Origin of the sequence: Cellulomonas endophytica (genome assembly GCF_004123805.1) — a bacterium.
Classification (GTDB): Bacteria; Actinomycetota; Actinomycetes; order Actinomycetales; family Cellulomonadaceae; genus Cellulomonas; species Cellulomonas endophytica.
This window is the reverse complement of the sequence record NZ_RWJX01000002.1, coordinates 61,755-87,416: the sequence shown is the minus strand read 5'-3', so window position 1 is coordinate 87,416 and position 25,662 is coordinate 61,755. Positions and strand designations below refer to the sequence as shown.

Genomic DNA, 25,662 nt, shown 5'->3' with positions numbered 1-25,662 from the left:
CGGACATGAGCACGGACACCACCGGCCCGGCCGGCACGGCTGCGACCGGGGCTGGTGCCGCCGGCGCGACCTCGACCGGGTCGGACGCGGCCGGGCGGGCGGCCCTGCTGGAGGCCGCGCGCGAGCGGGTGCGGGCCGAGGGCGCGGGCGTGAGCGCGGTGGCCGACCAGCTCGACGAGACGTTCCTCGAGGTCGTCGACCTGCTGCACGCCTGCACGGGCAAGGTGTTCGTCACCGGCTCCGGCACGTCCGGGGCGGTGGCGCGGCGCATGGCGCACCTGCTGGCCGTGTGCGGGACGCCGTCGGTTTTCCTGCCGGCGATGGACGCGCTGCACGGCACGATGGGCGCCGTGACCGACGGCGACGTCCTCGTCCTCATCTCCCGCGGCGGCGAGTCCGACGAGCTGGTCGACCTCGGCCGGCGGGTCAAGGAGCGCGGGGCGTCCGTCGTCGCGCTCACCGCGGCGCCGGCCTCGACGATGGCGGGCATCGCCGACGTGGTGGCCGTCGTCTCGTCGGCGAACGACGTGGACCCCGGCAACGTCATCGCGATGGGGTCCACGCTGGTGGCCGGCGTCTGGGGCGACGCGCTGGCGTACGTCCTCATGCGGCTGCGCGGCTACGGCTGGGACCGGGTGCTGCACACGCACCCGGCCGGGGCCGTCGGGCACCTGACGGACCTGCCGGAGGAGCTGGGCGGCTTCGGGGGCGAGGCGTCGGCGTGAGCGTCGTCGCCGGGGTCGACTCCTCCACCCAGTCCTGCACCGTCGAGCTGCGCGACGCCGACACCGGCGCGCTGCTCGGCTCCGGGCGCGCGCCGCACCCGCCGACGAGCCCGCCCGTGAGCGAGCAGCGCGCGGAGGACTGGTGGACGGCGCTGGGGGTCGCCCTCGCGGCGGCGTGCGGCGAGGCCGGTGTGCGGGCGTCCGACGTGGCGGCGCTGTCCGTCGCGGCGCAGTGCCACGGGGCGGTGCTCCAGGGCGCCGACGGCTCGGTGCTGCGGCCGGTGAAGCTGTGGAACGACACGACGTCGGCGCCGCAGGCGGAGCGGATGCGCGCCGCGCTCGGGGTGGGGGAGTGGGCGCAGGCGGTCGGCTCGGCACCGACCGCGGCCTTCACCATCACGAAGCTCGCCTGGCTGGCGGAGCACGAGCCGGAGGTGCTGGCGGCGACGCGCACCGTGCTCCTGCCGCACGACCACCTGACGTACCGGCTGACCGCGCGCGCGGTGACGGACCGCTCCGAGGCGTCGGGCACCGGCTACTACGCGGCGCACGAGGGCCGGTGGCGGACGGACCTGCTGGAGCGCTTCGTCGACGATTCGCGGGACTGGGACGCGGTGCTGCCGGAGGTGCTGGGGCCGTCGTCGGCCGCGGGGCCGACGGCGACCGCCGACGCGGCGGCACTGGGGCTGTCGCCGTCGACGCTCGTCGGCGCCGGCGCGGGGGACCAGCACGCCGGTGCGCTCGGCATCGGCCTGGCGGAGGGCGAGGTGGCGTACTCGCTCGGCACCTCCGGGGTCGTGCTCACCACGGCCGCCGACCCGGTGCACGACGAGGCCGGCTTCGTGAACGGCGTCGCCGACGCGGCCGGCGGCTACCTGCCGCTGGTGTGCACGCTGAACAGCACGAAGGTGACCGACTGGGTGGCGCGGCTGCTCGACGTCGACCACGCGACGCTGGCATCGCTGGCCCTGAGCGCGCCGGTGCGGCCGGACCGGCCGGTGTTCGCCGCCTTCCTCGACGGCGAGCGCACCCCGGACCGTCCGGGCGCCATGGGCCTGCTCGGCGGCCTCACGGGCGCGACGAGCCGCGCCGACCTGGCGCTCGCGGCCGTCGAGGGCGTGCTGCTCGGCCTGGTGCGCGGCCACCGCATGATCCAGCGCAACGGCGCGGAGGCCGCGGGCGACGTGGTGGTGCTCGGCGGCGGCGCCCGCTCGCAGGCCTACCGCCAGGTGCTGGCCGACCTGCTCGGCCGACCGGTGACCGTGCGCGACGCGTCCGAGGCCACGGCTCGCGGCGCCTGCATCCAGGCCGCGGCGGTGCTGCACGGCGTGGACGTGACGAAGGTCCGCGACGCCTGGCGCCCGGCGACCCTCATCACCACCGACCCCCAGCGCGACCGCTCGGACGTGCTCGAGCGCTACCTGACCCTGGCGGACTGGGACGGCCTCGACCGCCCCGCCGCCTGACCCCTGCTGTTCGCCACTCCGGAGGGCTCGTCCCCATGCGCCTGTACCTCGACTCCGCCGACCGCTCGGCGCTGGAGCCCCTGCTCGCCACGGGCCTCTTCGGCGGCGTCACCACGAATCCGCTGATCCTCCAGCGCGCCGGCGTCCGCCTGGCCGAGGTGCCGGACCTGGTGGGGTGGCTGCTGGAGCGCACGCGAGGGGAGGTGTTCGTCCAGACGACGGCCCCCGATGAGGTCGACGCCCTCGTGGCGGAGGGCCGGTCCCTGCGGGCGCTGTCGGACCGCCTGGTGGTGAAGATCCCCGCGACGGTGGCCGGCCTGACCGCCACCCGCCGCCTGTCCGACGAGGGCGTCCCGGTCCTGACGACGGCCGTCTACTCGGCGGCGCAGGCGCTCCTGGCCGACGCCGCCGGCGCGGCGTGGATCGCGCCGTACCTGGGCCGCATGCACGCCGCCGGCCGCAACGGCCACGAGGAGATCCTTCGCATCCAACGTCTGCTGAGCGGCACCTCGACACGCGTGCTCGTGGCATCGATCAAGGACTCGTCCCAGGTGGTCAACCTGGCTGCCTCGGGCGTCGACGCCTTCACGATCTCGACGGCCGTCGCTCACCGACTTCTGGCCGAGTCGCTGACTGAGGCTGCGGTTGGCGAGTTCGCCGCCGCCGCCGCGGCTCTGCGCTGAGTGGAATCAACCCAGAGGTGATCGCGTCAGTACAGCAGTGCACGCGTAGTGGCGCAACTGTGGAGCGATGCGCCCTTGCTTGCACTGACGTTGATGCATTGTGGGCGCACGTTCCAAGACGCGCTCGCGAGAAGCATCCGTCCTGCAGGCCCTCTACGTTCACGCCAAGCCCGCACTGAGCAGGCCCAGTCGCCTACTCCGGCACCCAGTCAGCCCGGTGCTCAACGATCGTGGAAGTGAGCGAGCTCGGACGGCTGGCTGTCGATGTACTTGAGGAACTGCTCCTGCTCCTTGTCATCCTCTTTCCGGTGCAGGAAGACGAGGAGTCGGTCTGTGTCGGTGTGGCGCTTGTAGTAGATGCGGCCCATACGTGCTGCCGAACCCTTCAGCCCTGTGGGCAGGTCGTCGACCTCCCAGATGTCGGAGTAGCCGCGGCACTTCTTGGCGATGTTCTCGCGTCTGTCGAGGCGTGCGAGGGCAGCCGTCACCGCTGACAGGTCGTTGAAGCGGCGGGGGTCGGTGAGGACGTCCACTGCGGTGTCATGAAGCGTGACGCGACGGAACATGCGGCTGAGAAGGTTGTCGATCGAGGCGGCCTGGGTGCTCGAACGACTCGTGGCCGCAACCATCGCAGCCTCGCGTTCCAATTGGGCGGTCTCGAGCGTCTCGGTAGCACCATCGAGTTCTCGTCGGAGTCTCTCCACCTCGCGTCGCAGCCTCGTCTTCTCTGCCGCGCTCGCGGCCTCGGCCTGTTCCGCGTCCGCCAACAGCTCCTTGAGCGTGCGGTTCTCGCCGTCATCGGGGGACGCAGCGCCGGTGGGGTGTTGCGGGTCGGTCACCGCGTCCAGCAGCGTGAGATATTCGCGCTTGTAGCTCGTCCGCTCCTTCCGTGCGCGACGCAGCTTGCTGGCAAGTTCATCGTTCTCGAGAGTCAAGGCATAGGCTTCCGCCTCCGCCGCGGCAACAGCTCGTTCCAGCTCGGCAACCTGCTTGGCGACCTCGGCTAGTTCTGCACGGAAAGTGGCCAGCACCTCGGGTGTCACTTCGTGCGCGCCCCCTGGGTGCGCTGGGTTGGGCGCTGCCAGCGCTGCGCCGACGAGAGCGGGAACGGCGTCTGCATCGGTGTGCGCGCCGAGCCGGGCGAACCAGTCGTAGAAGTACCCGTCGGCGGCAGGGCGGTGGCTCCTGTCCCACCGGCGTACGCCGAGCCCTGCAGCGTCGAGGCGCTCGATGACTGCCTCGGCGGTCTCCTCGTCGGCGTCGAAGACGACGTAGTTGCCGTACTTGTTCGACTCGATCGCCCACCGCTCCACTGCGAGGTGGCCACGCGCGACGTCGGGCTGACGGTAGGTCAGCACCTGGTCCATGAGCACGAACGTCGGGCACGAGTGCTTGTCGGTAACTGGGTCGTCCAGGTTGATGACATCGCCCGGTCGGAGTGGGTAGACGAGCCCTCCATAGACGACGCCGCCCGTGCCGTCGGGCATCCGACGGACAGGTCGGTCCCGCAACGGCCCGTCGACGAGCAGTGCGCCCCTGTGCACGAGCACGGTCGCCTTGCGTGAAGCCGCCACGCCGCCCTCCCCTACGTTCGTGTTCCCGGAACATCGATCGGTCCGAGAGCCGTGTGGTGCGCCCTTCGCCGAAACCACTCGATCGGGTCAGCGGGCGACCCGATGCATGTACGGGCGATAGGTGCCCCGAGCGACGCAAGCGGCGGTCACCCAGAACCATCTAGAACTTTCGTGTCCCGAGCGCGACGACGACCGGTCCCAGCCTGCTTCTCTCGAGCTGCAGCGACTGCAGCCACGACGGTCGCAACGGCGTCGTCCAACGGCACGTGCTCCCAGATGCGGAGGACGGTCCAACCCAGCTCCTGGAGGTGGCGCGTGGTGTCGGCGTCGCGAGCCCGGTTGGCGGCCAGCTTCTGGGCCCACCAGGAGCTGTTCGAGCGTGGTGCATGGCTGTGCTCCGAGCAGCCGTGCCAGAAGCACCCGTCGACGAAGACGGCGACCCTTGCCCGTGGGAACGCGACGTCGATGGTGCGGCGAGGCAGACCCGGGACTCGTACGGTGACCCGGTACCGGAACCCTTGTGCGTGAAGCGCGCGCCGCAAGGCGAGCTCTCGAGGGTTGTCCCGGCGGGCGAGGGTGGACATCCGCCGAGACAGGGCTGGGTCGCTCGAACCGGGGTGCGCAGGGACGTGGAACGTCGGCACGGTCGGCGCTCCGCCCGCGGTCAGCCGGTCACGGAGTCGTCGGCTCCACCCTGAAGGCGACGTCGGACGAGGGGCGCGGTCGCGGTCGCGACCATGCCGGGGATGTCCACGAGCCGCCGCGCCACCACGTCGCGTGCTGTTCTCGCCGGCAAGGCGGCGGAGAACTTGAGGCCGTCGACCATCTCAGGGGTCACGAGCGGCAGGGCCGTCGATGCTTCTGCCGCTGCACGGATGGCTGCAGGTCCGACGTGGTGCGGCAGGTCGACGTACGCGTTCCGGGTTGAAGCGCCGTCGTCGATCCCCAGGGCCGCCAGCAGCGTCACGTTGGCGTGCGCCCCCGCCCAGGTCCACAGCCGTTGCGTGTCGCGCCGCTCCTCCAGCACCAGACCGCCGCCGTCGACGGTGGTGGCCAGGCGTTGCCGCACGATGCCCAGGCGGTCGCGAGCACGGCGCGACAGCGTGACGTCCGGGTCGGTGCCGAGGAGGATCTCGCGCTGAGCCTGGCAGAGGGCGAAGGATTCGGGTGTTGGTGTGGACTGCCAGCGGACCTTGCCCTTGTCCCTCTCCTCGCGCACGGTCACGGTGTGACGCTCCCAGTCGACGTGCTCGACGCGCCACCCGCGACCGCCGAGCAGCACGACCAGCGGCTGCCCGGGCCGCAGCCCTCGGACCGACAGCGGCGACAGGCTGCCGATCTCTCGGCGTCCGTCGGTCACGGCGAGCTCGAAGGCGGCCGTGAAGGACGCGAGCAGGTCCATGAAGTACCGGCGGCCGAACTCTTTCTCGGCACGCTCACCCAGGTGCAGCAGGCCCGAGTCCTGCTGAAGGAAGCCCGACTCGCAGAGGAAGGTCAGCACGTCGTCCCCGGCCTGCATCACGCCCAGCTCGCCCCACCAGTCGCGCCAGCGAGTGGGGCTGATCCGACCCTCCTGCAGCGTCAGCGCCAGCAGCTGCTGCGCGGCGAGGTGGTGCGGCGAGGGTGGTGGGACGACGGGCTCGACGTAGCCCTGTGCTCGCAGGTGGAGCAGGCCGGCAGCTCGGAGGAACGCGTCGTCCTCGGTGGCGAGGACCAGCAGGTTCCGCACAGTGCCGGCGCGCCGGCCGGTGCGCCCGAGCCGTTGCAGGAGGGAAGCGACCGTACGGGGCGCGTCCACCTGGACGACCCGGTCGAGGTCACCGATGTCGATGCCGAGCTCGAGCGTCGACGTCGCGACGACCACGCAGTCGGTCCCCTCGGCGAACGCCCGCTCGCTCGTCCGTCGTTCATCTGCCGACAAGGACGAGTGCGAGACGTAGGTGGTGACGCCGCGTTCGCGCAGCTCGAAGGCGAGCTCCTCGGCCTGGCGCCGCGACTCCGTGAAGGCGAGCCGCTTCTCCCCACGGTGCAGCTGCGCGACGACCGTTGCTGCATTCTCGACGGACCCGACGTGGTCGAGCACGATGTCCGGCTGCGCCGCCTCCTCGTCCGGAAGCACCTCGACCACCTGCGACGGCCTTCCACGGTTAGAGCCCTGGAGCCACGCGAGCATCTCGGTGGGGTTGCCCACCGTCGCCGAGAGCCCGACCCGCTGGACGGCGCGGCCTGCGAGCCGAGACACGCGTTCGAGGACCGCGAGCATGTGCCAACCGCGATCGGCTCCGGCGAAGGCATGGAGCTCGTCCACCACGACGGCGCGGACGTCGGCGAAGGCGCGGCGATGGTCGACGCGACGGGACACGAGCATCGACTCGAGCGACTCGGGCGTCGTCAGCAGCACGTCGGGCCGTTCGACGAGGACCCGCCTGCGGGCGCTGTCAGCGACATCGCCGTGCCACACCGCGGCGGTCCGCCCGAGCCAGGCGGTGTAGCCCTGCAGGCGGGGGAGGAGGTTGTTCAGCAGCGCCTTCAGCGGAGTCAGGTAGAGGAGGGAGGTGCCGGTCCAACCCTCGTCAGCCATGCGCGTGAGGAGGGGGAACAGCGCGGCTTCTGTCTTGCCTCCCGCCGTCGGCGCGACGAGCACGCTGTCCATCCCCCCGGCGAGGGGTGCGACGGCGCGGTGCTGCAAGGGCCGGAGCTGGTTCCACCCCAGCGAGTTGACCACGTGGTACTCGATCGCGGGCGCGAGCTGACGGTCGGCCCCGGTTCCGCTCACGGGACGATCGTGCACCACGATCGGTGGCAGCCGCTCAGGTCGGCCCGACGCGCGCATAGCGTCCGCCCGGACCACCTGTACACGTGTTCTACTTGCCCACCGTCGGCAAGGCGCACCTGGCTGCTCGACCCGCCGCGCCCGCACGGGTAAGCTGCACGGCTCGAGGTGAGACGCGTGGGTCCGCGAGCGCGACCTGGCTCGACGGTGGGAGGCGTTGGATGGACGGGTGGGAGGCCGACGGCACGATCGTCGGCGTCGATGCGACGGAGGCTGCTCCCCAGCCGGCTTTCACATTCGTCGACCTCTTCGCCGGCATCGGTGGATTTCACGCGGCGCTCAGTGCCCTTGGTGGGCAGTGCGTCTACGTCTCCGAGATCGACCAGGACGCGCGCGACGTCTACCGGGCCAACTGGGGCGAGCACGTCAACCCGTACGACGCGTCGGCGCAGCCTATGGTCGGCGAGACGAACCCGGCCATACGAGGCGACATCAACGACGACGCTCCTCAGCGTGAGGATCCGACCTACGCCGGCGACGGAACGATGAGGGTCCCGCCGCACGACGTGCTCGCGGCGGGATTCCCGTGCCAGGCCTTCTCCAAGTCGGGGTCTCAGCAGGGTGTGCTCGACAAGACGCGCGGCACGCTGTTCTTCAACATCATCCGCATCCTGCAGGAGCGGCGACCGAAGATCGTCTTCCTGGAGAATGTCCGCAACCTCGCCGGGCCGCGGCACCTCTTGACGACGTGGCAGACGATCATCGACGCACTCGAGGAGCTGGGCTACGAGGTGTCTCGTGAGCCCATGGTCGTGAGCCCGCACCTGATCCCAGCGCACCACGGCGGAACGCCTCAAGTGCGTGATCGTGTCTTCATCATGGCCATCTACAAGGGCGTCGACCGCAGGGCGCTCGCCAAGGACATCCGACCCACGTTGCGTCGTGCCGAGATGGCCAAGGACGCGCCTGTCTGGGACCTTGCGACGACCCCGATCCCGTGGCTCGGTGGCCGGCCGATCCTGCAGCAGGACGAAGAAGTCTCCGACCTCCAGCGATATGCGGTCACCGGTCCAGAGACCGAATGGATCGATGCGTGGGACGCCTTCGTGCAGATCATGCGAGGGGCGGGTGTCGCGCTGCCAGGTCACCCGATCTGGACGGAGTACTTCGTGCGCAAGGACGACCTGCCGCCCGATCGCCTGGCGGTGTTAGTGGCTATGCCCCCGTGGAAGCAGAACTTTGTCCGGAAGAACATGCTGTTCTACAAGGACAACGAGAGCCTGGTCGAGCAGTGGAAAGAACTTCCCGTCATGGCACGGTTCGACGAATTCCCGGAGTCGCGACGCAAGCTGGAGTGGCAGGCACAGGACGCAGAGAGCCTTTGGGACTGCCTGTTGCAGCTGCGGCCGTCGGGCATCAGAGCCAAGCTTCCCACCTACGTCCCGGCCCTCGTCGCGATCACGCAGACCTCCATCGTCGGCCGGCGGCGTCGCCGTCTGACCCCACGCGAGGTCGCCCGGCTCCAAGGTTTCGACGACAGCTTCACCTTTGCTGGTAAGACGGACGCAGCCGCCTACAAGCAGATGGGCAACGGGGTGTCTGCGGGTGCAGTGCACTACTCGATGTGCCGATTCGTCGACGACCACGCGGAGGAGGTCCGACGCACGCTGCCTGGGCTTGTCGATGCCGTGCGTCTCGCTGACGGCCAGGGTTGGAGGCCCCCGCGTGGCGGCGGGAACGAAGCGCCGCGGCTCCATCTGCCCGCGGCAGCGGGCAGCTACCTGATCGACAGGTCGGCTACGGCTACAGCCCGGCCCACAGCCTCTGCTGCTCGAGCGCAGCAGACGACGGGACCTGCTCCGGCTTCGCCGGCAGCGTGATGCGCTGGCCCCCGAACAGCGAGTAGTCGGTGCTTACCAGATGCTCGGCGAGGAGCACCTGGTAGCCCGACTCCGCGACCGCCAGGAGCCCGGTGTCCCAGAGCCTGTGCAGGTCGGCGCGCAGCAGGATCCCGTTGGGCACGGCGTTGCTCCTGGGGCCGGAGTACGGGCGGATGTGGGCGGCCTCGAGTGCCTCGGGGACGTCGCATCCGCTCACGGCACAACGCCCGCCGTAGGCGTTCATCATCGCCGAGCGGAAACGGGATGCGCCGTCGCGGACCGTGACGAGCCGGAGTGCCCGTCGGCGCTCGTCGGACAGCTCGAGCGCGTCGAAGACCTCCTCGCCAGATCCGTTGTCGAAGCGGGCGAGTGCGATCCGCGCCGCCGCTGCGCCGCGGACGAGGTCAGTCGTCGCGAGGCCGCTGCGCACGATGCCCTCGAGGATCTGCGCCAGTGCCTTGTCGGTCACCGTCCCGCCCGAGGAGAGGAAGGGCTCGGGATCCTCGGTGCCCACACGCCGGAGCAGCGCCGCCAGCAGCAGTTCCTTCGAGCTGTACGACTGCCTGCTGCCGTCGAGCCCGAGTGCCGTTGCGATTGCCTCGAGGAAGGGACGCTCGACCGTCGACCCAGCGGCGCAGTCGAAGTGCTCGAGGTCTAAGGAGTCTGATATGGCTGCCATGAGCGGGCGCTCCCGCTCACGATCCCCCTCGCCGCGACGGGCACGTTGCTGCACCTGGAAGACGCTAGTACCTCTCGCCGCCGACTCGGGCGATCTTGTCCGGCCGGTCAGACGTCGAGCTCGATGTCGTCCACGCTCGTAGCCCGACGTGGGTGCTCGCCCCGCCGAGCCGCCTCCGCCTCGGTCGCCGTGAGCTCGTCGTCCCGGATGGTCAGCGCGTAGTGCCGGTGCGGGTCGAAGTCGGGGAACTGGTCGACCCGGTCCAGGACGTCGCCGACGAGCTTCTTGAGGTAGACCCGCGGGGCGACGCCGGCGCGGCCGCCGAGCTCGCCGGCGACGGCAGCGGCCAGCTCCTCGACGTAGGCGTCGTCGACCACGGCCGTGATCCGCTCGGGGGCTGTGGAGCCGGCGGCGTAGATGTCGCGCACCCGCAGGCCGAGCTCGCGCAGCGACTCCTGGGTGAAACCGGGGAGCCGGATCTGCACGGCCCGAGGGTTGTCCCACCTGACGTCGGTGGTGAAGTCGGTGGCCAGTCGTTGAGCCAGGGGCGGGAGCCGCTGGACGCCCTGCTGCCCGTCGAAGAACGCCGGCGTCCCGGTCACCACCAGGTACAGGCCGGGGAAGCGCCCGGAGTCGACCTCGTCGATGAGCTGGCGCAGCGCGTTCAGCGACTTCTCGCGCACGTCGGAGCGAACGCGCTGCAGCGTCTCGACCTCGTCGAGCACCAGCACCAAGCCCTTGTAGTCCGAGTCCCGCAGCACTGTCAGCAGGCCCTGCAGGAAGCCGAGGGCGCCGAAGTGGTCGAGCTCGGAGCGCAGCCCGGCTCGCCGACGCACCGACGCGGCCACGTTGGGCTGCCCCCCGAGCCAGGCGAGCAGGCCCTCGGCCTGGGGCACGTCGCCAGCCGCCTGGGCTTGCCGGTAGCCGCGCATCGCGATGGCGAAGGTCGGTGCGGTCTCGGCGACCTTGCGCAGCCGCGCCTCGACGAGGTGGTCCGTCGCCGCCTCGAGCCCGACGGCGTCGTCGCGCGTGGTGCCGGCGGCGACGGCGTCCTCCGTGAGGACGTGGAACCACCCGTCGACGACGTCGCGCATGGCGCCCTGCGCGACCTCGCCGGTGCTGAGGTTCTCGCTGAGCCGCCGGTAGACGGTCTCGAGCTTGTGCAGCGGCGTCTCGGTCTCGCTGACCTGGATCTCGGACGCCGCGAAGCCGAGGCGCTTCGCACGTTCGACGACCCAGCGGGTGAAGAAGGTCTTGCCCGCGCCGTACTCGCCGCGGACGGCCTTGAAGACGGCGCCGCCCTTGGCGGCGGTGTCGAGCTCGAGGTCGATCGCCTCCTGGAAGCGGTCGAGCCCCACGGCCAGCACGTCGAGGCCCTGCTGCGGCACGGTCCCGCGACGCAGGGCGTTCACGACATCCTGGCGGCGGCGGTTGCTGATGGTGCTCATGCCCCTCCGATCTCCAGCTGCTCGCGTAGTGCCGTGGCGTCGAGCACCACGGTGACGCCGTCGAGGTCCTCGCCGAGCACCTCGTAGCCGTCCACGTTGAGCAGGCGGCGTGCCGCGACCAGCCGGCCGGGCAGCTCGCCGGTTGTGAGCCCGAGCACGGCAGCGAGCGTGTCACGGTGGGCCCGTCCGCCGCGGGTCAGCAGGGCGTCGAGCAGGTCGCGCAGCTCGGCCTCGCCGAGCGCCCGGCGCCCGGCCCGCTGGCGCTGCGCCGCCATCACCGGTGACGCCAGCGCGGCGTCGACGATCGTGCGTGGCGCGGCGGCCTCGGTCGTGGTGGAGGCCGCCGCAGGAACGGGTACCGGCACGGTGATCTCGAACCCGAGGTCGCCCTGGTCGGCGGACACGTCAGGCGCCTTCCCCCGGCGCCGCGGCCTCTCCGCGCGCGCCAGGTCGACGACGGCGCCACCGATCTGCCATTGCTCGCGGACGGGCTCGAGGCTCGGGACCTCGCGCGACGGCAGCGGGTCGAGCCACCACGTCGGCGTCTGCGGCGGGCCGGGCCGCCAGCCGGCGACCTCCGGCGAGGCGCCGCGGGCCATCACCAGCACCGGGATGGTGAGCTCGGCGAGGCTCGCGCCGCCGTGGTAGCCCGACGTCCGCTTGCCGTAGCGCAGCCGCTCGTCCCAGCTGAGCACCGCGCGGCCGTCGGTGAGCACGCGCGGCCCCTCGACCAGGACCTCGCCCTCGACGAGCGGGGCGGCGTCCGCGGGACGCCAGCGTGCGTCCGCGCCAGCGACCGAGCGACCCTCGGAGTTCCGCTCGAGCACGTGGCCGTGGTCGGAGGTGAGCACCAGCGTGCGGCGCGCGTCGGCGGCGGCCTCGACGATCGCGCGCAGGTGCTGCACCGCGTCGACGGTCCACGAGGTGGTAGCCGGGTCCGCCTTGGACAGGGCGTCGTCCACGGCGTTGAGCACGACGGCGACGGGGGCGTCGCGCTCGAGGGCCTCGCGGAACGCTGCCGGGAGCTGGTCGCCGCCCTCGCGGACGAGGTCGCCCTTGTGGAAGATCGCGCCCCCCAGGTCGCGACGCCACGCGCTGGCCTCGTCCGTCTGCACGCCGGCCACCGGGCGGCCGCAGAGCAGTGACGTGCGGCTGAACGTCGTCATGGTCGGCAGGGCGGCGACGGCCGCGCCGCGCTGCACGGGGAGTCCCCCCGGCGCCGGCGCGAACAGCTCGGTCCAGCCGAGCCCGAGCCCGGCGACCGACTCGGCGACCTCGCTCGCGACCGCGGCGCTCATGCCGTCGAGCACCAGGAGCAGCGGGCGGGCGCCGGCCGCGTGGAGCCGCTCGACGACGTCGGACCGCAGGTCCTCGACGTACCAGGCGCCGTGCAGGGGCTGGGAGGTGGCGGTCGCCTTCGCCAGCACGGCGGCCGCTGCGCGGTCGCGGGCCCGCCGGCCCTCGCGGACCTCGGCCATGAGGCGCTGGTAGACGGCGCCGACCTGCTGGTCGGTGGACCCGACCCACACCGCGGTCAGGGCGCGGTCCACCCAGCCGCCGTCGGCGACCTGCTCCCGGACCGCGGTGCTCAGGGTCTTGACGTGCGACGTGGTGGCGGTCTCGAGCCATCGCAGCAGCCGGACGGCCATCTCGGCGCACGCGACCTCGGCGTCGCCGGCGGCCAGGCGGTGGGCCTTGAGGTGCTGCAGCGCGCCCTCCACCCCGCCGCGGGTCTCGCTGCCGTCGAGCACCAGGTCGACCTGGGCGCCCAGGGCCCGCAGGCGGTGGCGCAGCCCGGCGCGCAGGAGGTCGGACCGCTCGGCGCCGGCGGGCCATAGGCACTCCTCCTCGAGCAGCTGCTGGGCGACCTCGAGCGCGCGCGTGGACTCCGGGCCGTGGACCGGCAGCCGTCGGTGGACGACGCGTGCCACGGCGGCGTACGCCCGGGCGGACTCGTCGTCGGCCTCGCGCCCGCCCAGGAAGTGCTGGGCGCGCACGCGCGCGGCGGGGCGCTCGGGGTCCTGCGACCCGGCGTGCGGGTCATCGGGCCACAGGGCGTCGAGCGCCAGCCCGATCGCGAGCGCGAACCGGCGCTCGGTGGGCGGAGCGACGGCCCGCAGTGCCAGCGGCGCGGCGCGGTCCAGGCCGGGGACCTGCGGCAGCGCGCTGATGATCTTGGCCTTGAGGTCGGCCGGTGCCTGCTGCCAGGCGGTGCGGTGCTCGTGGACGTCCAGCAGCCCCAGGAGGCTGACCTCGTCGAGCGGGCTGCCGGGGCGCAGCGCAAGGACCGCCTGAAGCAGGTGTGTCAGCGCGTGCGGCAGCGTGAGCGTGGGGCCGGTGGTCCGGGGCCAGCCCGACGGTGGCGCGTAGGCGAAGAGGGCCTCGGCGAGCCACGGACCGAGCTGGTAGACGGCGCGGTCCACCTGCCGGGCGCCGAAGAGGTCGGGCACCGCCGACCACGGGTCGACGACGTGCGTGCGCCGGCCGGCGGCGCGCAGCAGGACGGTGTCGCCGAGCTCCTGGTCGCTGCGGTCGGTCAGCACCAGCAGGTACTCGTCGTCGCCGAGCCGCTCGTAGGCTTCCAGCACGGCCAGCGGGGAGACGCACGCGCGGACGCGGACGGTCCGGCCCTGCTCCTCCCAATCCTGCGGGCCGTCCCAGACGGGCCGGGCGCGCAGCACCTCGACGCGCGCGACCCCGGCGTCGACCAGGCGCCTTGCGCGCTGCCGGAGGTAGCCGAGGTCAACGACGGGCACGCGTGGGTCGGCCGTGGTGGTCACGCCACGCTCCACGTGACGCGGATCCGTCGCCCGGGGTGCTTGCGCGCGAACGCCTGGAGCTGCGCGGTCACGTCGGCCAGGTGGGCGCTGCCGGCGTCGGGCAGGACGATCTCGACGGCGTCGACGTCCAGCCTCGGTGCGGTCGGCGCGGCCGGTGTCGTCGGCGTCGCGGGCTCGGGCACCGGCACGGGGTGTGCCGTCGGACCAGCCCCCGGCACCGGCACCGGAGCAGGCGCGGGCACGGGAGGCGTGGGCTGCTGCCGCGCCCACCGCAGGACGAGCGCGTGCGCGTCGTTCCCCACCGAGGACAGCACGGGCGCGAGCTTGGCGTGCAGCTCCTCGGCGCGTGCGGCCTCGCCGAGCCTCTGCAGCAGGGGCGCGCCCTGGTCGGTCCCGGCGACGGTCTGGATCTCGCTCCACCGCGCCCCGGCGATCGCGTCGGCGACGGCACCGGCGGACGCGAGCCCGGCCGCGAGGGCCTGCGGCTCGGCCGGCAGCGGCGAGCCCGCGAGGGCGCGCAGCAGGGCGGTGTCCCCGGGGGCGCCGCGCAGGTCGGCGACGACCTGCGACGCGAGCAGCGCGGTCTCCAGGCGCGGGCTCGGCGGCTGCTCCTCGAGCCCCAGCAGCCCGGCGTGCTCCCGCAGCTGGGCGACGAGCCGCAAGGCAGGGTCGTGTCGGGCCTCGACGGCGTTGCGGACCTGCTCGGCCAGGCGCTTGACGGCGGCCGATGACAGGCGGTGCTCCCCGGTCAGCCCGAGCAGGTGCGCGGCGTTGGACTTGGCCTTCTCCCACTCCTCGGGCGTCGGCAGGTCGGGCAGGAGCAGCACGACGTCGTCGCCGAGCTGCCCGATGCCCGGGTCGGGGATCACGGCGCCGTGGCGGCGGAACTGCCGGTCGGCGAGCGCCGCCCAGGTCAGCAGCAGCAGGTCCTCGACGTGGCGTGCCAGCCCGAGGTCGCGCAGGTGGGTGCGCAGCACCCCCACCTGCACCGCGCCCTGCGCGTCGGCGGACTCCTGGGCCCAGCTGGACATCTCGCGCCACCAGCCGAAGGACTCGGCACCCACCGCGAGGACGTTGTCTCGGGCCTCCCCGAGCCGCAGCGCAGGCACCACGCGGCGCAGGAGCGCGGCGCGGGTCTTGTCGACGGTGTCGAGCCGCTGGGTCGGGGTGCGCAGGGTCTCGTGCACCGCGGCCAGGGTCTTGCTCACGTCGGCGGCGGTGATCTCGAGGCCGGACGGCTCGAACCGCGGGTGGTCGGGGTACTGGTGGGTGAGCGCCTGGTCCAGCACCTTGGCCAAGCCCTCGGCGAGCGTCGCGGCCGACGGCTTGTCGATGACCAGCCCGGGCCGCAGCGAGGCGAACATGGTGTGCCCGGCGCTGTCCTGGTCGACGTCGGACGGCTCGGGCTTGGTCAGCCCGTACGCCTGCCGCAGCGCGTCGTTGACCTGGGCCCGCAGCGTCTCGCGCTGCCCCTCGAGCTGGCGGCGCGCGGTGGCGCGGTCGGCCTGGGCCAGGTGCTCGGCGTTCTGCTCGAACCGCTGCCCGGTGAGCAGGTGCTCGAGCTGGACCAGGCGGCCGACGCTGTCCATGCGCTCGGCGGTGAAGAAGTAGGGGATCCACGCGATGGTGTCCGACGCGAGCCCCGCGGCGCGCAGGCCCTCGAGCCGGGCGAAGTCGTCGGCGGGCCGCCGGCTGGAGTCGTCGTCGAACGGGTAGTCGACCACCAGGCGCCAGCGGCCGTTCTCGGTACGGAGCTGGTCGTCGCGCAGCGAGCGGTCGTCGCGGATGTTGCCGAACAGGACGTCGACCTGGCGGCGGCTGCCGCGCCACACGTGCTCGTGCGGCTTGGGCAGCGCGGCGCCGTCGGGTTGGGGCAGACCGACGGCGCCGGACAGCATCGACTTGAGCAGGGCGCGGCGCTCGTCGGGGGTGTCGACGGACTCGACCCGCTGGACCACCGACTCGACGTCGACCTCGGACAGCGTCAGGCCGATGACGGGGTCGGCGCCCGACCCGAGCGTGATCTCCGGGAGGTGGCTGGCCCACTGCTTGACCCAGCCGAGGACCTGCAGGGCCTCCTGGCCGGCGATCATCGCGCGCACCGACCCGAAGTTCAGTGCGGAGATGCGGCTGGCGGTGAGGTTCTTCAACGACGTCGCGTCGGGCGCGATCTCGGCGACCAGGAGGGTCTTGGCCAGGCGCTCGCGCACGCGGTAGGCGCTCTGCCGAGGCTGGGCCGCGACCTCGTCGAGTCGGATGCCGGCCTGCTGCAGCAGCAGCGGGCGCAGCTTCTGCTCCCAGAACGTCTTGGCGTTGGTGAACCGGCGGGCGACCTGCGGAGACAGGGCGCTCTCGAGCAGCACGAGGTCGAACAGGTCGCCGATGGGTACGACGTCGTCGACGGTGAGCTCCTCGCGCCCACGGGATAGGAGCTCGGACAGGATCTTCAGGGCCGTGCGGTCGCGCTGGAGCAGCGTCGACAGCGCGACGAGCGCGTCGATCAGCGCGGGGGAGAACGGGTATACCAGGCGGAACGACGCCTCGTCCGCGCGGGACTCGCCGCTCAGGAGCGCGTTCCACGCCGGGCGGTTGGCCTTCACGGCGTCCAGGGCGCGGCTCAGGGCTGCCGCAGCGGCGTCGTCCTTGGGCTCCAGGAGCCGCTTGTGGACGATCACCGGGAGGTCGGCGGCCGCGAGGTCGATCTTGTTGAAGCGGCCCTCGAAGAACGCGAAGCTGTCCGCGATGCTCGACTTCTCCGCGCCGGTGTAGCGGTCGCCGAGGAAGTCCTTGAGCTCGCGCTGCCGGGCGATGAAGGAGATGAGCGGCACCGCGAGGTTGGCCTGCTCGGTCTCCACGAGCTTGGAGATCTTGGAGACCTCGGTGTTGACGAACTCGGCGTTGCTCAGGCGCTGGCTGAGCCAGAGCACGAGCTCGTCGAGGAAGAGGACCAGGCCGTCGTAGCCGAGCGAGCGGGCGTGCTCGGTCATGGCGCCGAGACCGGTGGAGATCTCGAGCCAGTCGCCGCTACGGGCGTAGCCGGTGAAGTACGTTGCCATGAGCGCCTTGACCAGGCCGTCACGGTTGGTGTCGCCGGGCAGCGCCACCAGGGCCTCGTCGAACCGCTGGGCCGGCGAGCGCTGCACGCGGGAGCCGAACCCGCCGCCGGAGGCCTGCACGCCACCGGCCCAGGGGCCGAGCCCGGCGAAGAACGACTCGTCGCCCATCTGGGCGCGGAGCTTCGCGGCGTCCACCAGCAGGGAGTCCGAGCGGTGCAGCACGGGCGGCGCGGCGTCGGGGTGCAGCGCCGTGACGGTGTCGAGGTAGCCGGAGAAGAGGGCGTGCTCCACCGACTGCTTCTCGAGCAGGTGGTAGTCGACGGACAGAAACTTCTTGCCCAGCGTGGCGTCGTGCCGCGCGACGACGTGCTGCAGGCCGGTGAGCGCCCGGGCATGGGGGTTGCCGGCGAGCAGCAGGTGCATGGTCGCCATGAAATGCGACTTGCCGGAGCCGAACGACCCGTGGATGAACGCGCCGGTGGCGGACCGCCCGCGCAGCGCGCTGCCGATCAGGCCCAGCGCCTGGTCGAACGCGTCGGCGATCGACTCGGTGACCACGTACTCGTCGAGCGTCTTCTGGGCGTGCTCGACGCCCGAGTGCAGCTGGATGACGAAGTCGGAGGAGTTGATCCGCTCGGGGACGTCGATCACGTCCCGCAGCAGCTGGGCCGAGCTCATCAGGTCTCCTTGCGCTTGCGTCCCCGCGTGGGGGCCGGCGGGGTCCAGGCCGTGACGTCGGCCCGCGTGGTCTGCTCCTCGTCGAACTGCTGGTCCAGGAACTGCCGCAGCGACTCGGCCGGGCTGAACCCGTACTCAGGGAGCAGCTCGGCGTGCCACTGCTCGACCCACGGCTCGAGCTCGGTGATGCCGGCCAGCAGCGGCACGACGTCGCCGACGACGCTGCTGGCGCGGACCTCGCTGACCAACGAGGCCAGCGCGAGCCCCTGCTGCGCGTGGTCCCACCCGGCCCAGCCGAGGACGGCGGTGGGGTCGCCCTGGCGCGAGACGCCCGGGTAGAGCACGAAGCGCTCCTTGGGCACGTCTAACTTGCCGCGGGCGCGCCAGTGCTCGTTGCGCAAGAAGTCCGCGGGCTTGTACTTGGGCGGCGCGGGGACCTCGGGGCGGGTGCCGGGCGCGCCGGCGTCGATCCGGTCCTCCAGGCGCTGCAGGTCCCAGACCTCCTGCCAGGCGCGGTACTTCTCGATACCCGTGGGCTTGTAGCGCAGCGACGCCAGGTACGGCACGGCCTCGCCGAGCGCGACCTGCTGCAGCGTCGCCGTGACGTCGGCGTCCTCCCGCCCGACGAGTCGCCGCACCATCGCGGCGACCGACGCGTCGGCGCGCAGCAGGTCGGCGAGCTCGGCGACTGTCCGGACCTGCGGCTGCAGGCCTGAGCCCCACAGGGACGGCTCATCGAGCTTGTCGAGGAGGGCCTCGGTCAGGGCCCGGCGCTCGAGCTCCTCCCACGTCGCCGAGGCCCACCGCCGCTTGTACTCGGGCCGCTCCAGCAGCGCGATCTGCGGATTCGACGCGATGACCTCCAGCCGCCGCTCGACGAGCGCCCGGTAGCCGGCGGGCCACGAGGCGGGGAGCTCGGTGGTGGGCGTCGACCCATGACGGTCGAACCAGGCGGTGTCCTCGCCGGACCGCGCGAGCACGACCTCGAAGGCACGCTGTCCGAGCTCGAGCTCGTCGACGTCTGACGACTCGTAGGTGAGCGGCTCGTCGACCAACCCGAACTCGCGGTAGATGGCCCAGTCAAGTTCTTCTTGTTGGAATGCCATCGCAGCACGAAGCGTGGCGGACGAGGCTTTCGAGGCGCTGAGGGTTGCGGGCAGGTCACGAAGGTGCCCCCGTAGGACGGCGGACGGGTGATTCGCTGCGAGGCGCTGCGCGAGCGAGTCGAGAGTCCGACCACGTTCCAACTGGCACGTTTGCGGGAGTGGAAATTTCTGAAGCTTCGTACCGCCGAATTGGTAGAAGTCCTCCCACGGCGCGAGAGTCTGTCTCGCGCCCTTGGTGTCGACGGTGCTGCCCTTGTTGTGGCTGACCTGCTTAAGCCAAAAGCACGCGGTGCTGCTATTTAGCACCGCGAGGAGCGCGAGGTGATCGTCCTCGCTGGCCCCTTCTGGCAACTTGATCACCGGTGCCGTCTGCTTGAAAACCTTCCCGCCCCGATCCAGCACGAAGTGGTTGTGCGTCGCCACTTCCGCAAACGTGATGGACATCGGGGCTGTGATCGCCCATTTCGTGAACTGCATGTACGCGGACCAGCGCAGCCCGGCGTCGGCCATCGACCCTTTGAAGGTCGTACGTCGAGCCAGGGGCGTTCGCCACGGCCAGAGAACCGTGTCGAGCGCGCCGTCAGCGCGGAGGTCGTCGTCGTACGGAAAGGCGATCAGGTCGGATGCGCTCCAGCTGTAGTCTCGGACGTCTTCGCCGATCACGAATGGTCGAAAGCGCGCTGCGACGTGCGCCTCCCGCGCGACGAGGCGCGGACGCATGTAGGCCTCGTCCGCCCCCGCCCGGATCGCACCACCTATATTACGCTCGATTGCATCACCGAGGGTTCGAAAAGCCGCGCCCTCGATTTGCTCGACGACCGCTTGAGAGATGCCACCAGCCAGCGACCACGGATGCTTGGACAGCGTTGCACGATCGGTGGGGCGGACCGTCACGTAGCTGCCGTTGAAAGAACCATCGTCGAGGTGGTCGCGGATCTCACTCCAGACCAGCCCTTGGCGGGGGTCCTGAGGCTGTCCGGGTTCTCCGCGGACTCCCAGGATCGTGTTGACCGGTTCGTTCGTCGGAGTTCGGCGCCGGCCCACCAGGATGACCGTCGGTGTCCCATGGCCCGGGATGTAGGCGCCGGAGGTGTCGATGACGTCGACGAGGTCGACCCGGGTGCCCAGGTCGCGCCCCGAGAGGAGGCCCTCGATCACCTTGACGCCGAACTCGCGCTTCATGAAGGAGTTCGAGGTGATCTGACCGACGTAACCAGCCCCGTTCAGCGGTCCCGCGGGCACCGCCAGGCGGAAGAAGAGCTCCATGAAGGGCACCGTGAGCGCGTACTGGCGGTGACAGGTCGGGTAGGCCAGGCGGTAGGCCGTGTTGAGGGCCTTGTCCTTCACCGTGATGTACGGAGGGTTCCCCACGACGACGTGGTACTGCCCCTGCTCGAGGATGCTCGCGTAGTCGCCGAGGTCCTCGGTCTCGTACGTGAACGCGTCGTGCGTGCTGAGGAGGTTGAGCTCGCCCTGCCGGCCCTGTGCACCGAGGAGGGAGTCGCCGACCGCGACTCGCATCTCGAACCGAGGGGCGCCCACGAGGGACTGCTCGCCGCATGCCTGCAGTGCCGCGATCGTAAGACGGAATTTCGCGATCGCCGAGGCGAAGGGGTTCAGGTCCACGCCGTTGACGCTGCGCAGCGCTCGGGCCACACGCTCACGCGCGTCGAGGTCGGGCCGCTCGGCCTCCCAGCGGCCGACGATCCGACCGAAGGCGCCGAGGAGGAAGTGCCCGGAGCCGCAGGTCGGGTCGATCATCCGGAAGCCGTCGATCCCGAACTCGTCGAGTGCCGGGTCGAGCGTCCGGTCGAGGATCAGCTCCTCGACGAAGTCGGGGGTCTGGAGCAGGGCGTACGTGTCCCTTGCGTGCTCGGAGAGGTTTTGGTAGACGTCACCGAGGAATCGGGTGTCGCCGGGGTCGGTGGCGAACGACCGCTTCAGCGTGCCGTCGACCTCACGCTCTCGGAAGAAGTCGATCAGCGCCTTGGCGACGTGCCCGGAGAGGCTGATCGACCAGACAGGGTTGTGGCGTCGGTCGAGGAGCGCAGCGCCAGCCGGTGTGGACTGAAGCGCACCGAAGGCGTCGCGGAGCCAGTCCCCGTGGTTGTCGGCGCGGTGGTCCTCGAAGTACGCGTCCTCGTTCTCCTGAGCTCGTCGGACGAGGTCACCAGCAGGCCCCTCGGTCGCACCCGCGATCCAGGGTCCCGGGATGCCTGATGGCGTCCGGGCTCCCGCAAGAAGCCCGTTGTCCTCGCAGTAGCGCAAGAAGATGCAAGCAAGGAGCCAGGCCACGGCGCTCTGGTCGAGGCGGTCGTCGCGCCAACTGATCCACGGCGCCGCGGTGCGGTCAGCCGAGATCGCCGACTCGAACTCGTCCTTGAGCGTGTGCGACCAAGGCACCGAGGGGTCCTCAGCTCGCTCGGTGAGGTCTGCGACGACGGTCTTGAGCAGCCCCCGCAGGTCCTTCAGCAGTGCGGCGGTGTCCATCACGAGGGTGCTCCAGTCAGCGTGGGGAGGGGGTCGGCGGGCAGATCCGTCCAGCGGCCGGCGCCGACCGGCACGGGGTGCCCGTCCAGCAGCGGGACGCCGCTCGACGACGGGCGGGGGGCCAAGACCCACCGGGCGGCGCGGCGAGCGGTCGCCAGGTCGAGCAGGTGGTCCAGGCGGTCCTCGAAGCCGTGCCGCAGCAGCGGGCCGGCGTGGACCAGGAGCAGCGGGGCGTCGGTGCTGACCACCTGCTCCCAGACGGCGTCGACTGCCGCCTCGAGGAACTCGTGCAGCTGGCTGCGCAGCGGGGAGCCGTCGGGCTCGGCGTCGGCGCCCAGCACGAACGACCAGTCGGCCCCGTCCTCGTCGGCCACGCGGCGCGCCTCGCGGACCAGCGCATCGGCGACGTCGAGCACCACGAGGCCGGGCACGGCCGCGGCCAGCTGCTGGGAGGCGTGCTCGTGCCGCTCCGGGGTGACGGCGAGCAGGAGGCCCGACCGCGTCTCCACCGAGCGCTGCAGCACCGCGAGGACCTGCGGGACCGTGGACGTGCGCGTCGCGGTGATCGAGGTCAGCGTGCTGCTGGCCGTGCTGGGGTGGCTCGTCTCGCTCAGCTCGAAGGTGTCGCCGTGGCGCACGAGCGCCGGCGCCACCTGCTGCACGGCCTGGCTGAGCTCGGCTCCGGAGGGCACCGCGTCCTCGGGCAGCCACGGGAACCGGCCGCGCACGCGCCGCCGGATCCCGGCGACCTCGATGGTGCGCAACCCCTGCCCGGACAGCACCGCCGCGACGGCCAGCCGCCAGTCCAGGTCGCGCGGGGTGATCTCGGCGTAGGCGGACAGCGCGGCCGTGGCCGACGCCGCGGCAGCCAGGGACAGGCGTCGCGCCGGGGACAGCGCATCGCTGCCGGCCACGGCGTCGAGCTCGGTGCGGCCGCGGGCGTCGGGGAGCGGGGCTCCCTGCGAAGCGAGCACGTCGGCCTTGGTGCCGAGCCCGGCGGCGAGCGTCAGCAGCTCCTCAGAGCGGTCGTCCTCGCCGGCCGCGGCGAGCAGGACCGAGGAGCCGGAGCCGTCCGTGCGGCTGCGCCGGTGCACTACGCGCGGGGCGTCGTCGAACGACTCGAGCTCCACCAGCGCGCGCACCAGGCCAGCGGCCCGGCGGCGACGCGGCGCGTCGCGCAGCGTCGACCCGTGCTCGCGCAGCACGGCGTCGACGACCTCGTCGAGCGTCGCCACGCCCTCCAGCGCGTCGATCGACGCCAGCAGCTGGTCGCGCAGCTCGCGCTGGACCTTGGTGCGGCGCCAGCCCTGCACGCGCACCGCGAGCTCGGCGGTGACGTCGGCCCGCTCCGTGCCCGTGAGCGCGGCGACCTCGGGCAGCGTCGGCCACAGGACGTCGTCGTGGTCGTCGGCGCCCAGCAGGAGCCGCGCCACCGGGGTGTCCCCAGCGCCCTTGGCGGTCTTGAGGAACCGACCCACCAGGTGCTCGACCGACCCAGTGCCGAACTGCGTGCCCCCGCCGTCGCCGTCGAGCGTGGTCTCGGGGTCCGTGAGCAGGCTGCGCCACTCGCGGACGCGGGCCTGGATCTCCTTGCGGTACCGCTCGCCCAGGCCCTTGAGCTGGTTGATCTCCATGGTCGGGCGCGCCAGCAGATCTCGCACCGTGCCGGCACGCAGCGAGCGCAGGCCCGACAGCGCACGGGCGGTCAGACCGGCCCGGTCCAGTGGGGTGTCCAGGGACGCCGCGGCCGCCTCCGCGGCCAGCGTCGCCAGCTGGTCCTCGTCCTCCTGCACGTCCAGGTCGGCGAAGACGGCCCGCCACGCCTCGGCGAGGGCGCCGGTCGAGCCCGGCCGGTCCGCGGGGCGCGAGGCGAGCGCGTGGCGGAAGAAGGCGTCGAGACGCGGGGCCACGAGCTCGTCGACGAACGTGGCCTCCGCGAAGGCGAGGGTGTCCTTCGCGTCCAGCGGGTGGTCGTTGCCCTTGGTCCACCACGGCAGCACGTTGGTGGCCATCTGGAACAGCGTCACCGCGACCGACCAGCGCTCGGCGGCGCCGTCGAACTGCGACCGGTCCGCCAGGAACGGGTCCATGTAGTCCCGGGTGCCTGACCCCTTATCGGTCAGCGGCTCCGCGGCCAACGACAGGTCGAACAGCGTGAGGGACTGCCGGCGCGACCCCGGGTCGGGGGCGATCGCCAGGTTTGCGGGCTTCACGTCGCGGTGGAACACCCCGAGCCCGTCCAGGTGCGCCACGGCGTCCAGCAGCTGGGTGCCCCAGCGCTCCAGGTACTCCAGAGACAGGCGCCCCTCGGCTGCCAGCCACGCGGCGAGCGTCTGGTCGCCCGCGTCGGACATGAGCAGGGCGATGCGGCCGTTGACCTCCAGCGGGCCGTCGAGCAGCTCGACCACGTGGCGCCGGCGGCTGCCCACCCGGGCCAGGAGCTCGGCCTCGGCGCGCAGCCGGGCCTCGGCCCGCTCGTCGCGCGCGACCTTCAGGACCAGGCCCTCCTGGCCGCGCACGTAGTCCACGACCTCCAGCGCCACGCCCGTCCCGCCGGTCCCGCGGCGGCGGACCACCTCGAACCGCTCCTGCCCGTCGACGTGCAGGACGTCGCCCTTGGTGGCGTCCGCCGGGTCGATCGACGGCCGCGACGTCGGAGAGGGGGCCGTGGCGTCCTCGTAGGCCTTCTCGAGCTCGGCCAGGACGTCGGCGACCGTCGCGGTGCGCAGCTCCTCGTCGAACGCGGTGGCGTGCAGCACCGCGGACGCGAACGACTCGGGGAGCGTTGGCGCCGCGACCGCCGGGTCGAGGCCCATCGCGCCGGACTCGCGAAGCCGCATGACCTCGGCCATGGTCGCCGCCGGCGGCCGCCCGGTGAGCACCAGGTGCGCCACGGCCCCGAAGCCGTACACGTCCAGCGGGATCGGCGGGACGTCGGCCTCCTCTCCGCGGTGCCACTGCTCGGGGGCCAGGTACACGTACCGCGCCTGGTCCACGAGCCCGACGACGTCGTCGACGCCCGCGGACAAGTAGGTCTGCGTGGTCGTCGTCGTGCCGGCCTCGCGGGCGCCCGTCATCCAGTCGCGGATGCCGACTTGAGCCCCGCGCCCCGGCTCGCCGCGCACCGTGACCTGCGCCGGCGTCAGCGCCCGGTGGGTGAGTCGCTGCTGGTGCGCCCACGCCAGCGTCTCGCCGACCTCACGGACGACGGCGAGGCGGGCGTCGAGGTCGAGCTGCTCGGCGTGGGTGGTCAGCCACTCGTCGAGCGGGAGCTCGGCGGGGTCGTGCTGGAACAGGAGCGCCGCGCCGGACTCCGTCTGGACGATGTCGCGCGGGCGCACGATCCCCGGGTGGAGCATGGTGCTCGTCAGGTGGTACTCGCGGCGCGCGGCGTCGCTGATCTCCCGGCGCTGCTGCTCGCTGGCCCCCGGCGGGACGTCGAACAGGCGAATCCGGACCTTCTCGCCGGCGACCATCGGGTGCTGCGCCAGCAGGTCCTGCCACGTCGGGCCGCTGCCCAGCGGGTCCACCTTGTCCAGGACGTACTGGCCCACGGTCCGCGTCTTGGGGGTCGGGACGAACCCGGCGTCCTTGATCATGGCCGCCACCGCGCGCATGTGATGCGGGTCCAGGTGCTGGTCGCGCTGCTGCTTGTTGTCGGCCGTGCGCCGCAGGAACGCCCGCAGCCCGTGGTCCTTCCACGTCACGTCGAAGCCGTCGAGGGCCACCACGTGGTGCGCCGCGTCGTCGGGCAGGGCGACCACGCTGGGCTCACCGTGCAGCACCACCAGGGCGTCGACGAAGGGCACCAGGCGGCGGTCGACCTTCGAGTTCTCCTGCAGCAGCGACTTCAGGCGCTTGCCCTTGAGCTCCGTCAACCAGAACGGGTTCTTCTCGCTGCGGGTGGTGCCGCGCGGTGACGTCACGCGCCAATTCTGCTGCGTGCCGGTGATCCGGCCGGCGAAGTGCTTCAGCTCCACCACGAAGACTCCGGCACGGGTCACCACCACCGCGTCCAGCTCGTGGGTGCGGCCCTGGCGGTCCAGGAAGCTGAGGTTGGACCAGCCCCACGCGTGCGGGTCCTCGGTGATGATCTCCCGGAGCTTGTTGAGCGCACGCCGCTCGTGCGGCTCCTGCGACTCGGCGAGGGAGAACCACTGCGACAACGGCGGTCCCCCCTGTGGTGCCGACGAGCTGGTGGTGCGGACGTGCTGGTGACGGCCTCATCGACGATCTTGCCACCTCGGCGAAGGGCGTCGGGCGAGGTCGCCGACCAGGGAGCGGGTGAACCGTGGGTCTGTGTCGCGCTTCGAGCATCGTCGTC

The 25,662-nt window shown here is 72.1% G+C and carries 13 protein-coding genes; 4 read left to right on the top strand and 9 right to left on the bottom strand.

What is annotated here, in order from left to right; all coding sequences use genetic code 11:
• The first annotated feature begins 5 nt into the window (after positions 1-5).
• Genes EJA20_RS01085 through EJA20_RS01075 form a run of 3 tightly spaced genes read left to right on the top strand, consistent with a single transcriptional unit; the run spans position 6 to position 2,874 of the window.
• A complete protein-coding gene (locus EJA20_RS01085; protein ID WP_129336332.1) occupies positions 6-725 on the top strand; it encodes a KpsF/GutQ family sugar-phosphate isomerase in 720 nt (239 codons plus the stop codon).
• Positions 722-2,191, top strand: coding sequence for a xylulokinase (xylB, locus tag EJA20_RS01080; RefSeq protein WP_129336331.1), 1,470 nt, complete (start codon positions 722-724; stop codon positions 2,189-2,191). The genes EJA20_RS01085 and xylB overlap by 4 nt, the downstream gene beginning before the upstream one ends.
• A gap of 35 nt (positions 2,192-2,226) precedes the next feature.
• A complete protein-coding gene (locus tag EJA20_RS01075; RefSeq protein ID WP_129336330.1) occupies positions 2,227-2,874 on the top strand; it encodes a transaldolase family protein in 648 nt (215 codons plus the stop codon).
• 221 nt (positions 2,875-3,095) lie between these two features.
• On the opposite strand, the gene EJA20_RS01070 is transcribed toward EJA20_RS01075, so the two are convergent.
• From EJA20_RS01070 to EJA20_RS01060, 3 genes are all read right to left on the bottom strand, one after another.
• Positions 3,096-4,448, bottom strand: coding sequence for a hypothetical protein (locus EJA20_RS01070; RefSeq protein ID WP_129336329.1), 1,353 nt, complete (start codon positions 4,446-4,448; stop codon positions 3,096-3,098).
• A gap of 146 nt (positions 4,449-4,594) precedes the next feature.
• Positions 4,595-5,032, bottom strand: coding sequence for a very short patch repair endonuclease (locus EJA20_RS01065; protein ID WP_129336328.1), 438 nt, complete (start codon positions 5,030-5,032; stop codon positions 4,595-4,597).
• A gap of 80 nt (positions 5,033-5,112) precedes the next feature.
• On the bottom strand, positions 5,113-7,224 hold the full coding sequence (locus tag EJA20_RS01060) for a DEAD/DEAH box helicase (RefSeq protein ID WP_205687296.1): 2,112 nt from the start codon (positions 7,222-7,224) through the stop codon (positions 5,113-5,115).
• Between the two features lie 218 nt (positions 7,225-7,442).
• On the opposite strand from EJA20_RS01060, the gene dcm reads away from it, so the two are divergent.
• On the top strand, positions 7,443-9,101 hold the full coding sequence (dcm, locus tag EJA20_RS01055) for a DNA (cytosine-5-)-methyltransferase (protein ID WP_129336326.1): 1,659 nt from the start codon (positions 7,443-7,445) through the stop codon (positions 9,099-9,101).
• On the opposite strand, the gene EJA20_RS01050 is transcribed toward dcm, so the two are convergent.
• From EJA20_RS01050 to pglW, 6 genes are read right to left on the bottom strand one after another with little or no spacing between them, the layout of a single operon-like run.
• A complete protein-coding gene (locus tag EJA20_RS01050) occupies positions 9,025-9,834 on the bottom strand; it encodes an HNH endonuclease (protein ID WP_129336325.1) in 810 nt (269 codons plus the stop codon). The two genes, dcm and EJA20_RS01050, sit on opposite strands and share 77 nt — an antisense overlap.
• Before the next feature lie 53 nt (positions 9,835-9,887).
• The gene (brxD, locus tag EJA20_RS01045) at positions 9,888-11,228 is read right to left on the bottom strand and encodes a BREX system ATP-binding protein BrxD (protein WP_129336324.1); all 1,341 of its coding nucleotides are present in this window, start codon (positions 11,226-11,228) and stop codon (positions 9,888-9,890) included.
• Positions 11,225-14,008 carry a BREX-2 system phosphatase PglZ gene (gene pglZ / locus EJA20_RS01040; RefSeq protein ID WP_164983784.1) on the bottom strand — a complete coding sequence of 928 codons (2,784 nt, stop codon included), beginning with the start codon at positions 14,006-14,008 and terminating at the stop codon, positions 11,225-11,227. Before pglZ ends, brxD begins: the two co-directional genes overlap by 4 nt.
• Positions 14,005-17,742, bottom strand: coding sequence for a BREX-2 system ATPase PglY family protein (locus EJA20_RS18530; RefSeq protein WP_164983783.1), 3,738 nt, complete (start codon positions 17,740-17,742; stop codon positions 14,005-14,007). The genes pglZ and EJA20_RS18530 overlap by 4 nt, the downstream gene beginning before the upstream one ends.
• Positions 17,742-21,338: a BREX-2 system adenine-specific DNA-methyltransferase PglX gene (pglX, locus tag EJA20_RS01035; protein WP_129336389.1), complete on the bottom strand. Its 3,597-nt coding sequence runs from the start codon at positions 21,336-21,338 to the stop codon at positions 17,742-17,744. The genes EJA20_RS18530 and pglX overlap by 1 nt, the downstream gene beginning before the upstream one ends.
• The gene (pglW, locus tag EJA20_RS01030) at positions 21,338-25,504 is read right to left on the bottom strand and encodes a BREX system serine/threonine kinase PglW (RefSeq protein WP_129336322.1); all 4,167 of its coding nucleotides are present in this window, start codon (positions 25,502-25,504) and stop codon (positions 21,338-21,340) included. The genes pglX and pglW overlap by 1 nt, the downstream gene beginning before the upstream one ends.
• Between the last annotated feature and the right edge of the window lie 158 nt (positions 25,505-25,662).